This window comes from Streptomyces corynorhini (assembly GCF_003346515.1).
Lineage (GTDB): Bacteria > Actinomycetota > Actinomycetes > Streptomycetales > Streptomycetaceae > Streptomyces > Streptomyces corynorhini.
The window spans coordinates 9,053-20,821 of the sequence record NZ_QQNA01000168.1 but is presented as its reverse complement, the minus strand read 5'-3'; the positions used below and the strand labels follow the sequence as shown (position 1 = coordinate 20,821).

Sequence of the window (11,769 nt, the reverse complement as noted above, 5' to 3'; positions counted from 1 at the left end):
ACCCGCCATGACCGGTGCCGTTCAGCCCGCTTACCTCTCGGTACTGACCCGCAGAACACAGCGAGTGGTGACCAGCGGGGCATGAATCCCAGCCAGCACCACACACTGCAACTTGGCGATCATGACGGACAGCGTACGGCGCTGGGAGGCGCGCGGGGGTCATAGTCGTGTTGCTGTGCGGATCAGCCCGGCCAGGGCGAGGGAGCGGCTGTGTGCGGGCCAGGCGATGTGGGTGACGACGGGGGGTGCGTCGGTCAGGGGGACGGCGGTGTGCTCGGCCCAGAGCCAGGCGCGGGCGGAGTCGGGGAAGACGGCCGCCGTGCGTCCGAGGGCGATGAGTTGGGCCAGCTGCGTCTGGTCGTTGATCTCGGGGCCGGGGCCGGGCGGATACGTACCGTTGTGGGCCCAGCGGGCGAGCGGCAGATCGGGGATGTCGCTGACGTCGGCCAGTGACAACGCCCGGTGCGCGGAGAGGGGATGTCCTGCGGGCAGGATGACGATCTGTCCCTCGGTCATCAGCTCCTCGCTGTCGAACCCGGCGAGGGAGTTGAACGGCGCGTGCATGAGTGCCACGTCGGCGCGGCCGTCGCGCAGCATCTCTCCCTGCTCGCAGGTGCCGCTCGGCAGCACCTCGATCTCGGCGGCGTCGGGCTCGGCCGCGTAGGCGTCGAGGAGTTTGTGCAGCAGCTCGTGGGACGCGCCGGCCTTCACCGCGAGGACCAGGCGGTTGCGGGGGCCGCCCGGACGGTCGGAGCCACCCGCGCGGCGGGTGCGGCGAGCGGCGGCGGTGGTCGCGTCGAGGGCCGCGCGGCCCTCGTGCAGCAGCATCTCTCCGGCGCCGGTGAGGGAGACGCCACGGCGGTTGCGCTTCAGCAGGGAGACGCCGAGGCGCCGCTCAAGCTGCTGAATGGCCCGGGACAGCGGCGGCTGGGCCATGCCGAGGCGTTCGGCGGCGCGGCCGAAGTGCAGTTCCTCCGCGACGGCCACGAAATACCTCAGCTCGCGGGTCTCCAAGGTGTCCATGGGCCACAGCGTAGCCCGGTGATACTCACCGGGTATGACAGGGCACCGTGTCGGTATTGGATGCGCCGCTGGTCGGCGAGCGAACATCGACGACAGCCCTCCGAAGTATCCGGCTCAGCAGAAAGACACAGCCATGACCACACCTTCCGCGTCACTGCCCGGCGGCACTTGGACCCTGGGCGACCTGAGCGTCACCCGCTTCGGCTACGGCGCCATGCAGCTCGCCGGTCCCGGCGTCATGGGCCCGCCCGCAGACCGCGACGGCGCGCTCGCCGTCCTGCGCGAAGCCCGCGATCTCGGGATCACCCACATCGACACCTCCGGCGCCTACGGACCGCACGTCACCAACCAGCTGATCCGTGAAGCACTGCACCCCTACCCCGAATCGCTGCGCATCGTGACCAAGGTCGGCGCGGTCCGCGATCAGCAGGGCGGCTGGCCCCCGGCCCGGCAGCCCGAGGAGCTGCGCCGTGCCGTCCACAAGAACCTCGCGGACCTCGGCCTCGACGTACTCGACGTGGTCAACCTCCGGCTCGGCAACGCCCAGGGCCCTCAGCCCGGCTCGCTCGCCGAGCCCTTCGAGACCCTCGTCGAACTCCAGCGGCAGGGCCTGATCCGGCACCTCGGAGTGAGCAACGCGACGGCGGAACAGGTCGCTGAGGCGCAGGCGATCGCACCGATCGTGTGCGTGCAGAACATGTACAACCTCGCCTACCGTCACGACGACGAGCTGATCGACGAACTCGCCGACAAGGGCATCGCCTACGTGCCCTTCTTCCCGCTCGGCGGCTTCACCCCGCTACAGTCCACAGCGCTTTCCACCGTGGCCACCCGGCTGGACACGACGCCGATGTCGGTGGCCCTGGCCTGGCTGCTGCGGCGGTCGCCGAACATCCTGCTCATTCCCGGCACCTCGTCCGTGGCGCACCTGCGCGAGAACGTCGCGGGCGCGGGACTCTCGCTCTCCGGCGAGGAACTCGCCGAGCTGGACAAGATCGGCCGCTAGGAACGAAAGGCCGTGGGCGGCTGGCTGTCCCGGATCCGCGCGGTGTCCCCTCCACCCGGGCCGCAGGTCGCATGGATCCGGTGCAGTCCCCGCCCTAACCCTCTGCCGAGGAGTTCCCCGTCAAGGCAAGCCGTCCACCGCTTCTTGGACGAAGTTCCGCGTCTGTTCCTCGGTGCTCGGCCCCCACGCCTGGTATCGGCAAGCTGGCGAAAGCAACCGGCCAGGCCAGGGTCAAGTACCCACACTCAAGGGACAGATGTGACAGGTGAGAAGGGTGTGGCACCCCCTGACATACTCCTGTGCCAGAGAGGCAGCCGAGATACGGCCGGAAAGGACAGCAGCGCGATCTTGGAATCGTGGACGGCTGCTCAGGTCTCCGGTTCGTCCTCTGCGAGGACGGGCCTTGTCGAGCTGGCTCTGGAGTTCTTGCTGGGCGTTACTGCAACGGGCATAGCCCACTCTCGTGGGCTTCGTCGCGGTCTCCGGCACGGCGGCGTCGACCGCGGGCCCATCTCCCATGCGCCGCCGGGGCCGCGGTCGGAGGGGGTGCGGACTTCGGGTTCGGCGCGGAGCTGGGGGACGAGCTTGCCGCCGCGGGTGCGGCAGGTGCTTCCGGCGGGCACCTCACACGTAGGACAGCCGAACTGTTCGATGGCGGCGGCCGGTTCGGCGAGCTGGCTCATGCCGCAGAAGCTGCCCGAGGGGGCTCTGCGCGAAGAGTGTTCTGCGAAACGCAGAGAGTGACGACATCTGGTCATCTGTCTTGGTTATGCGCTGAGGTTGAGGAAGTCACGGACCACCCCTACGTCGCGGTGGGTGATCAGCTGATCGCGGAGGCTGCTGAGTGCGTCTGAGGGGCGGGAGGAGCCGACGGCGTTGTTCTCGTTGAAGACTTCCGTGGCGGTTGCACAGGTCGCATCGAGGTCACCGAGTGCGAGATGGGCTTGGGCGGCTCGGGTGAGGTAGAGCAGGCTGTCGCGTACGTTTCCCGTGGTGGCGAACTCGGACGCTTGCGCCGCTGTGAAGTGGGCCAGAGCACGTCCCGGGTCCTTCAGGTCGAGCGCGCACGAGCCCGCCGTCATCTCGATCTCTCCGGCCGTCAGCGAATAGGCCCAGGGCGGATCGTCGTCGTGGGGGCCCGTGGCGTAGGCATCGCGGGCGGCGTCCAGTTCGTGCGCGCAGCTCTTGAGTTCTCCGGTCTTGGAGAGCGCTCTGGCTGCGCGGGCGTGGAGGCGGGCGCGGACGCGGGCGGTGGTGCGACCCGAGATCTTTTCCTGGGCGGTTCGGATGAGGTTGACCGCGTCCTGCGGGTTGCCGACCGTATAGGTCTGGCTGGTCATGAAGTTGAGTGTGTTGGCCCCGGCTTCGTGGTCTCCCGCAGATGCTGACGCTCGCAGGGAGGTGATGTAGAAGCGTTGGACTGTGGCGTTGAGGCCGGCGTCGAAGTACAGCCAGCCGCACATTCGGGATGCCTCGGCGAGGTTGGAGAACAGCCGCCTGCCGACGGCGCCGTCGTAGGTGGCCCGCTGGGCGAGTCTGCTGAGCAGGTTGTACTCGGCGACTGCCGAGGGGCGGAGTTCGGCGCTGCTCAGCACGTCGTCAAGGTGGCGCAGGTCGTCGAGCCGCTGTTCGAGGCGGGTGACCATGGAAGCGGTCAGCCGACGGCCGGAGTCCTGGGACAGGGGTAAGTCGGCGAGGGCGTCGTTCCAGTGGGCTGCGACGCTGGCCAGCGCCGCGCCGGTGGAGATGAGGAATCCCCGTCGGTCCATGGAACCTCCCCGAGCGGCTGCCGCCGCTGATGTCACGGTACCCGCTGCGGTCCAGGGACTACAGAGGACCGGTTGGTCACCGGGGAATGCGAGGAGGAGAAAGCCCGGCCAGCCGAGTTCGTCGACAGCCTCGCTCGGAATGCCGTGCAGATGCGCGATGGACAGCCGGGCCGGTCTGTCCGGCGCGTGCACGCCGCTTTCCCAGCGAGAGACCTTCTCCCGCCGCTTGGACATGCGTCCGAAGCCAAGGGCGTGATGCGTGTCGTCGAGGCGGTCGAGGTACTTCTCACCCGTCAGCCTCAGTCCTGCGCGGAGCGCGGTCAGCGGGTGACGGAACGGCTGGACCACCATCGGTTCTCCCCTGCGCCAGGACTCCTGATGAGCCGTCACAGTAGCCAGTTCCTCACGCTGGGTGGAGAGGGCCGCAGGGTGGTCCGCAACAGCTCCGCAACACGCTTTCCCTTCCCGGCGCGGGGCGATCGGCGGTGACATGGGCGATGCCCGTTCACGTCGGCAGAAGGAGGCGGGAACCGATGGAGGAGCCCGATGTACCGCTGGTGTCGGTGGTGGTCAGCGCCCGGGGCAATACCGCAGCGCTGAGGAACCTGCTGGACGCGCTCGCCCGGCAGAGCCTTCCCGCCGCCGAACTGGAGGCGGTGGTGGTGGACAACGACCCGCCGGGTCCGGTCCGTCCGGTTGCGGACGCGGTCAGGGGCGGCGACTGGCCCTTTCGGGTCCGGGTGCTGTACGAGCCGACGCCGGGTCTGAGCGCGGGCCGCAACCGGGGGATCTGCGCGGCCAGGGGCCGCTATGTGGCCATCACCGACCCGGACATCACCCCGGAGCCGGAGTGGCTTCAGACGCTGGTGACCGCGATCGAGGAGGAGAAGGTATTCGCCGTCGGCGGCCGCACTGTCGTGGAGTACCCCGGCGGTGAGACGGTCGTACTGACGAAGGCGCTGCGTGAGTGCCACGGAGCGGTGGACTGGCCCGAGCACCGCGAGATGGCGGTGTGGCCGTACTGGGTCACCGGCTGCAACCTGCTGTTCGAGCACCGGACCGCACTCGACATCGGCCTGTTCCGCACCGACCTGGGCCGCCGTGGCCGGTGGATGGGCGACTGCGAAGACCTGGAGTTCGTCGACCGGGCCCGGCAGTCCGGCCACCACACGCTGATCGAACCGGCCGCGGTCGCCTCCCACCCGGTCTACCGGCCGGAGACGACCCTGCGGTACTTCGTCCGCCAGGGCGCCGGCCACGGGGTATGTGTCGCCCGGATGCACCTGAGCGTGCGCGTCGAGCCCGCCGCGATCCAGGCAGGGCCTCCGGCGGTACGCGAGGCGATGATCGGGCTGGTTCAGGGGTGGACGTTTCTGGACCGCTCGCGCGCCGTGGAGTCGGCCCGCGAACTGGCGCGCATCGGCGCCTACCACCTGGAGCGGAGCCGCCTGCGGCTACTGGGCCGCCGCCCCATCACATTCGCACAACTGACGACCGAGGAGAGCAGCTGATGGACGTGATCACGACCGGCGGCCTGCCCGCCGCCACCCAGAACACCGGCGTCGAGGTGATCGAGCGGAAGGGCTCCGGCCACCCCGACACTCTCGCCGACGGCATGGCGGAAGCCATCTCCCGTGCCTACAGCCGCTACTGCCTGGACCACTTCGGGGCGATCCTGCACCACAACACGGACAAGCTCGCGCTTCTCGGCGGTGCCGCCGACGTGACGTTCGGGCGCGGGGAACTCACCGCGCCGATCCACGTCCTGGTCAACGGGCGCATCACCCAGGCCCTCGGCGACCGGCGCATTCCGGTCGAGGACATCGTCACCACGACGGCCCGGGAGTTCCTGGGCGGCGCGCTGCCGCTGCTGGACACCATGAAGTGGGTGGACGTACGGCCGCGGCTGACCCAGGCGTCCAGCCCCGGCGCGGTCACCGACCCGGTGGGCGTGGAGCGGGAGGCGTCCCGGCAGCGCTGGTTCGCCCCGCGCACACTGGACGACCTCGCCGAACGGCACCGGCTGTTCGCCAACGACACGTCCGCCGGCGTCGGCTACGCGCCCCTGGGGCCCGGCGAGCGACTGGCCATGGGGATCGAGTCGCATCTGAGCAGTGAGGCGTTTCGCGCCGAGCACCCGTACTTCGGTACGGACATCAAGCTGATGGTCGTCCGTAACGGCACACACGTGCACCTGACTGCATGTGTCCCACAGATCGCCCGTGAGACGCCCGACCTGGACGCCTACGTCGCCCGCCGAGCCCTGACCCGGGAGCTGATCACCGGTCTGGTCGGGCAGATCACCCCCGGCCACCACGTCTCGGTATCGGTCAACACTCGCGACGTGGACGCTCGTCCCGAGCTGTACCTGACGGCCACCGGGTCTTCCATCGAGTCCGGTGACGAGGGTGTGGTCGGCCGCGGCAACCGGGCCAACGGGCTGATCAGCATGCTCCGCCCGTGGAGTGCGGAAGGCGTCTCGGGCAAGAATCCGGTCTACCACGTTGGCAAGCTCTACAACCTGGCCGCCACGGAGGCCGCCCGGCGCCTGAACGAGGAGACCGGGCTGGAGGTCGCGGTCGCGCTGGTCTCCCAGTCCGGCCGGGACCTCGCCGACCCGTGGCAGGCCGTCGTCCAGACCTCCGGCCCCACCCCGGTCCCCACCGCCGACGCCCGCCGGGTCCTCACCGACGTCATGGGGGACCTGGAGGACCTGCGGGAGCGGCTGCTGACCGGGAAGCTGGCCACCGCGTGACCCCCCGCCCCAGGGCCGCCGTGCCGTTCACGCCGTGCCTGAACCGGCCACCCTCTCCGGCGTCGACCTGCTCGACTTCCTCGCCCTGGCCGCGGCCGCCGGGTTCGAGGCGGTCGAGCTGTCCATCCAGCAGGCCCAGCACCTGGGCGCCGCCCGGGTACGCGATCTGCTCGACGAGTACGGGCTGAAGGTGTCGGCCGCCAGCGGCATCCTGCCCGCCGGGCCGGTGCTGCCCGCTCCGCTGCTCGTCGACGCGGCGGCGTACGCCGAGCACCTGGAGAGCCTTCCCGCCCGGCTGAAGACGTTCGCCGAACTGGGCTGCCCCGTCGCGACAACCGTGCTGAACCCGTACTCCGTGCTCGACCAGAACGAGGCCCTGCCCCTGGCACGGAAGCGGATCGCCCAGCTCGCGGATGCCGCCGCCGAGTACGGCGTGCGGCTCGCGGTGGAGGCCGTGAGCGTCACGAGCGGGCTGCCGCCCGAGCTCGACGGCCCCCACCCGGTGGTCGCCACCCTGCCCGACGTCGCCGAACTCGTGCACGAGAGCGGCACCGTGAACGCCGCGGTGCTGGTCGACTCCTTCCACTGGGCGGTCGCCGGCGCCGACCCCGGCCACATCACCGCCCTCGGCATGGGCGGGGTCGGGCACATACAGATCGCCGACATCCCCCACACCGGCACCCCGCGCGGGTGGACGGACGCCCTGCGGCTGTTCCCCGGCGACGGCACCCTCGACTGGCCCGTCTTCGCCGACGCCCTGGACCGGGTCGGCTACACCGGGACCGCCTCGGTGGAGCTGTTCAACCCGTTCCGGCGGGCCCTGGCCGAGGACGAGATCTCCGCCCGCTCCCACCGCGCGGCCACCGGCTGCTGGACTCCCGAGGAGGCACCCCGATGACCCCTCAGACACGGCCGTGGAGGCTGGCCGTCGCCGGATGCGGCGCCGCCGCGTTCGGTCTCCACCTCCCCCTGCTCGCGTCGCACTCCGCCTTCGAGGTGACGGCGCTGGCCGACCGTGACACCGAGCGGGCCCGCACCGCCGCCGCCCGCTTCGCCGTGCCCCGCGTCGCGGCAAGCACGAAGGACTTGCTGGACGGCGCGGACATGCTGGTGATCCTCACCGGCGTCCACGGGGACCTGATCGAAACGGCCCTGGACGCGGGCACGCACGTGTTCACCGAGAAGCCGGTCGGCCTGGACATCACCCGTACCCGGAAGATGGCCGACCGGGCCGGGGAGGCCGGGTTGCTGCTGGAAGTCGGGGCGATGCGCGCCCACGATCCGGCACTGCACGCCGCCCTCGCGGCGGTCCCCGATCCGGCGGGCGGCTGGCTGATCAAGGCCGACGGCGTCGACGAGGCCGCCCGGCGGCGCCTGCTGCCGTCCGGCTTCAGCCCGTACACCTTCGCAGGCGACCCGCCCCAGACCGCGCCCGCGCAATTGGAAGCGCCGCACCAGGTCAGCGCCTTGCAGATCCTGCTGTGGCAGGGCTATCACCTGCTGACCGCTCTGGCCCTGGCCGTCCCCGGTGCCACGCCGGCCGCGTGCACCCTGGACGTCAACCGACAATCGCTCCACGCGCTGCTGTACGGCCCGGCCGCCGAGCCGTACACCCTGGTCATCAGCGCGACGGCGCCGGGCCGCTTCCTGGAACAGATCCATTTCAGCGGCCCGGCGGACGCCGCCACGGTCGACTTCGCCCGCCCCTACGAGCCGTCCACCACGACCCGGGTCACCACCGCCGCAGGTGAGCGGAGCGGTTTCTCCGATCCGTTCGCCGCCATGTGGCAGGCCGTCAGCGACCGGCTGGCCGGGCAGTGCCCGGCCGATCTGCCCACCAGTACTGCCCTCGCCATACGGGTGGAGGACCTGGCGCTCGCGCTGGCCGCCATCTGCCGCCCCGGCCCGCACCCCCGGAAGGACTGACCATGCCCACCGACGCTCCGGTACTCGTGCTCGACGGACCCCCTGGAGCAGGCAAGACTTCCCTGCTCGCACGGATGGTGCCCGCCTTGGGCGACGCGTGCCTGTGGTTCACCGAGCCCAACGCGCGGCTGGCCTCCGGCCTGCGGGCCCCCGTCCACCCCTCCGCCGCCGGACACAGCCTGTGGTTCCTGCGCCATGAGCTGGACAAGGCCCGCGCCATGACCCGGCTCGCCGCCGACCCGGTCACCCGGCTGCTGATCTCCGACCGCAACCACCTCGGTGCCCTGGCCTACTGCTGGGCGACCCAGGCCGACGACAGCCTGCCGTACCGCACCGCCCGCGACTTCTACGCCCGCCACATCGCCCCCGCCCTGCCCGAACAGGTCCTGACCGCGATCCTCCTGGTCAGCCCCGGCCAGAGCCTCACCCGCCGGGGGAACGTGGCCGAGCGGCCCCGCTGGCGGCAGTGGTTCGACGAAGGGCTGCTGGAACGCCTGCACACCTTCTACACCGACATCGCCCCCACCCTGTGCCCCACCCCGCCCCTGATCATCAAGACCGACGGCGCCACCCCGGACACCGTCCTCGCCCAGACCAGCGCGTTCCTCGCCGACGCCGGCCTCACCGACACCGCGGCAAAGCTCAACACCGCCGCCACCCCCGGCATCCGCCCGGCACTGGACCCCCGGTTCCGGGCCGCCTACCAAGCACTCGGTGGACTGGAGTCCTTCGGCCACCCCTTCACCGAACCGCTCGACCACCGCGGCAGCACGGTCCAGCTGTGCCAGCTCGGCGCCCTGCACCAGGGCCCCACCGGCCGCACCGTACTGTGGGACCTGCTGGCCGAACCCGTACGGGGGGCCGCCTGATGAGCGCCCGCACCCCGGTCACCGTGGGCATCAACATCGGTCACGACGGCGGCGCCGCCCTCATCACCGACACGGGCATGGTCGCCATCAGCGAAGAACGCCTCAACCGCACCCGCTACAGCCCCGGCTGGCAAGCGGCCCTGCTGTACTGCCTGCAAGCGGCCCGCGTGCAGCTGGCAGACGTCGACCTGATCGCGGTCAGCGGCATCGGGCACCACCCGCCCACCCCAGCAGAGACCGGACTCGCCCACCTCGGCGTCCACCCGGCCCGGATCGTCCCGGTCGACCACCACCTCAGCCACGCCTACACCGCCTACTGCCTCAGCCCGTACGACACGGCGACGGTCCTGGTCGTCGACGGCGGCGGCAACAACCACGACACGGAGTCCTACTACGCGGCCACCAAGGAGGGAATCCACCGCTGCGGCGGGAACCCGCCCGGCCGCCCGCGCGCGGGCGGGATCGGCGCCACGTACGAGGCGTTCACCAACTTTCTGGGATGGCACGAACAGGAAGCCGGCAAGACGATGGCGCTCGCCTCGTACGGCGATCCCGGCCTGTACCCCGCGCCGCTGTTCGACGTCACCGGCGCGGCCGTCCACGGCCGTCTGACCCGCACCCACGCGCCCGGCGTCGCCGAGCTTGCCAGGCGCACCGGCTTCGACTTCGGGCCGCCCGGCAGCCGGGGCGGGCACCCGCTCGGTATCAACGCCGCGGCGTACGTGCAGTCCCAGACCGAACGGGCCCTGTGCGCGCTGGCCAAGCAGACCACCGCCGCCACCGGGCTGAGCAACCTGTGCCTCGCCGGCGGAGTCGCGCTCAACTGCGTCGCCGCCGAGAAGGTCCGCCGACTCGATACGGTCACCGGGTATTTCGCCCCACCGGCAGCCTCCGACCGAGGCCAAGCCCTGGGCTGCGCGCTGTACGGCTGGCACCAGCTCACCGGCGACATGCCCAGCCGCACCCTGACCACCGACTACTTCGGCCGCACGTATACGGACAACGAGATCGAGCAGGCGCTCACCCGTGACCCGCGGTCCGGTCTGGTCGAGCGCCGCCGTACCCCGTACCGGTGGCGGCGCGAGAGCGACATCGCCGCTACCGCCGCCCAGATGATCGCCGACGGAAAGATCATCGGCTGGTTCCAGGGCGGCAGCGAACTCGGCCCCCGCGCACTCGGCGCCCGCAGTATCCTCGCCGACCCCCGCACCAGCACCGGCTCTGACGCACTGAACCGCCGGATCAAGCACCGCGAGCCGTTCCGGCCCTTCGCCCCCGCCGTCCTGGCCGACCACGCCGCCCGCTGGTTCGACCTCGACGTCCCCAGCCCGTTCATGCTCCTTGCCCCAGCGGTCCGTCCCGAGAACGCGGACAGGATCGCGGGCGTCGTCCACATCGACCAGACCGCCCGCGTCCAGACCGTCGACCCCAGCGCCGCCCCGGCCTTCGCCGCACTGATCGAACACTCCCACCGGATCACCGGCGTTCCCGTCGTGCTCAACACCAGCTTCAACGACCGGGAACCCATCGTGGAGACCCCGGCCCACGCACTCGCCACCCTCCAGGCATGTGACCTGGACACCGCGTGCATCGGGGACTACCTCGTAGAACGGGCCTGAACTGCCACACTGGACGGCATGACGACCCCACCCCTGAGGAAAGCAGCCCGCGTCATCGCCCTCGACGACGACCACCGGGTCCTGCTGCTGCACTACGACGAGGGCGGCAGCTTCTGGGCCACCCCCGGCGGCTCCCTGGAGACAGGGGAGGACTACGACGCCGCCGCACTCCGCGAGCTGCACGAAGAACTCGGCGTCGACGAAAAGGACGTCGCGCTGAGCGGGCAGCTCGCGGAGCGCAGCCAGGACCACGCCGTCGGCGGGCGGGAAGTCCGTCAGATCGAGCGGTACTTTCTCGCACATCTCTCGCCCGGGGACCTCGACCCCGCCCGAGCCACCCAGCCCGACAACATCCGGGCCCACCGCTGGTGGACGCTTCAGGAACTGCGCAGCACCCGGGAAACGGTCTACCCCCTCGGCCTGAGTGACCTCATCACCGACGTCCTCACGGCGGGTGTGCCCGAGTACCCCGTCGTCCTCCACTGACTCGCCCCGGACGCCCCTTCGGCCTACCGGGGTCCCCAGCGCGGCAGTCCCGATGCTCGGCCACTCACGCTGCGGCCGCTGCTTCCTCCTCGGCTTCGAACTCGACGTCCAGGTGCGGGTCGAACGCGTCCGGGCGCACGGTCAGCTCCGTTGTGGCGTAGGTGGAGAACCGCATGATGTGGAACGCACTCCTCGGCACATCAACCCCAGGATCAGCCCCAACAGACCCCTCCCCTACCCCTTTTCGTGCGGCACCCAGCAGCGGACAGTGACCAGAGGGGCATGAATCCCACCAGCATCCGGTCGGCGGACGCTT

General features: G+C 70.8%; 10 protein-coding genes. 8 read left to right on the top strand and 2 right to left on the bottom strand.

The window, feature by feature from the left end; genetic code table 11:
- Positions 1–159: 159 nt before the first annotated feature.
- A complete protein-coding gene (locus DVH02_RS21015) occupies positions 160–1,023 on the bottom strand; it encodes a LysR family transcriptional regulator (protein WP_114625377.1) in 864 nt (287 codons plus the stop codon).
- A 133-nt stretch (positions 1,024–1,156) separates the two neighbouring features.
- On the opposite strand from DVH02_RS21015, the gene DVH02_RS21010 reads away from it, so the two are divergent.
- Entirely contained in the window at positions 1,157–2,029 is an 873-nt protein-coding gene (locus DVH02_RS21010) for an aldo/keto reductase family oxidoreductase (RefSeq protein ID WP_114625376.1), read from the top strand.
- Between the two features lie 767 nt (positions 2,030–2,796).
- Here the strand turns inward: DVH02_RS21010 and DVH02_RS21000 are convergent.
- The gene (locus tag DVH02_RS21000) at positions 2,797–3,798 is read right to left on the bottom strand and encodes a hypothetical protein (RefSeq protein ID WP_158575924.1); all 1,002 of its coding nucleotides are present in this window, start codon (positions 3,796–3,798) and stop codon (positions 2,797–2,799) included.
- 533 nt (positions 3,799–4,331) lie between these two features.
- Between DVH02_RS21000 and DVH02_RS20995 the strand changes: the two genes are divergently transcribed.
- Genes DVH02_RS20995 through DVH02_RS20965 form a run of 7 tightly spaced genes read left to right on the top strand, consistent with a single transcriptional unit; the run spans position 4,332 to position 11,453 of the window.
- Positions 4,332–5,309, top strand: coding sequence for a glycosyltransferase (locus tag DVH02_RS20995; RefSeq protein ID WP_158575923.1), 978 nt, complete (start codon positions 4,332–4,334; stop codon positions 5,307–5,309).
- Positions 5,309–6,553, top strand: coding sequence for a methionine adenosyltransferase (locus tag DVH02_RS20990; protein WP_158575922.1), 1,245 nt, complete (start codon positions 5,309–5,311; stop codon positions 6,551–6,553). The genes DVH02_RS20995 and DVH02_RS20990 overlap by 1 nt, the downstream gene beginning before the upstream one ends.
- Positions 6,554–6,587: 34 nt before the next feature.
- The gene (locus DVH02_RS20985) at positions 6,588–7,451 is read left to right on the top strand and encodes a sugar phosphate isomerase/epimerase family protein (protein ID WP_114625372.1); all 864 of its coding nucleotides are present in this window, start codon (positions 6,588–6,590) and stop codon (positions 7,449–7,451) included.
- Positions 7,448–8,479 carry a Gfo/Idh/MocA family protein gene (locus DVH02_RS36790; protein ID WP_114625371.1) on the top strand — a complete coding sequence of 344 codons (1,032 nt, stop codon included), beginning with the start codon at positions 7,448–7,450 and terminating at the stop codon, positions 8,477–8,479. The genes DVH02_RS20985 and DVH02_RS36790 overlap by 4 nt, the downstream gene beginning before the upstream one ends.
- Before the next feature lie 2 nt (positions 8,480–8,481).
- Positions 8,482–9,348, top strand: coding sequence for a nucleoside/nucleotide kinase family protein (locus DVH02_RS20975; protein WP_114625370.1), 867 nt, complete (start codon positions 8,482–8,484; stop codon positions 9,346–9,348).
- Positions 9,348–10,967 (top strand): carbamoyltransferase family protein, encoded by a 1,620-nt coding sequence (locus DVH02_RS20970; RefSeq protein ID WP_114625369.1) that lies wholly within the window; start codon positions 9,348–9,350, stop codon positions 10,965–10,967. The genes DVH02_RS20975 and DVH02_RS20970 overlap by 1 nt, the downstream gene beginning before the upstream one ends.
- An 18-nt stretch (positions 10,968–10,985) precedes the next feature.
- Positions 10,986–11,453 (top strand): NUDIX hydrolase, encoded by a 468-nt coding sequence (locus DVH02_RS20965; RefSeq protein WP_114625368.1) that lies wholly within the window; start codon positions 10,986–10,988, stop codon positions 11,451–11,453.
- Positions 11,454–11,769: the final 316 nt, after the last annotated feature.

Coding starts and splice junctions, on each gene's coding strand:
- DVH02_RS21010 (WP_114625376.1), top strand. CDS start 1,157: ATGACCACACCTTCCGCGTCACTGCCCGGCGGCACTTGGACCCTGGGC.
- DVH02_RS36790 (WP_114625371.1), top strand. CDS start 7,448: ATGACCCCTCAGACACGGCCGTGGAGGCTGGCCGTCGCCGGATGCGGC.
- DVH02_RS21015 (WP_114625377.1), bottom strand. CDS start 1,023: ATGGACACCTTGGAGACCCGCGAGCTGAGGTATTTCGTGGCCGTCGCG.
- DVH02_RS20975 (WP_114625370.1), top strand. CDS start 8,482: ATGCCCACCGACGCTCCGGTACTCGTGCTCGACGGACCCCCTGGAGCA.
- DVH02_RS21000 (WP_158575924.1), bottom strand. CDS start 3,798: ATGGACCGACGGGGATTCCTCATCTCCACCGGCGCGGCGCTGGCCAGC.
- DVH02_RS20965 (WP_114625368.1), top strand. CDS start 10,986: ATGACGACCCCACCCCTGAGGAAAGCAGCCCGCGTCATCGCCCTCGAC.
- DVH02_RS20995 (WP_158575923.1), top strand. CDS start 4,332: ATGGAGGAGCCCGATGTACCGCTGGTGTCGGTGGTGGTCAGCGCCCGG.
- DVH02_RS20970 (WP_114625369.1), top strand. CDS start 9,348: ATGAGCGCCCGCACCCCGGTCACCGTGGGCATCAACATCGGTCACGAC.
- DVH02_RS20990 (WP_158575922.1), top strand. CDS start 5,309: ATGGACGTGATCACGACCGGCGGCCTGCCCGCCGCCACCCAGAACACC.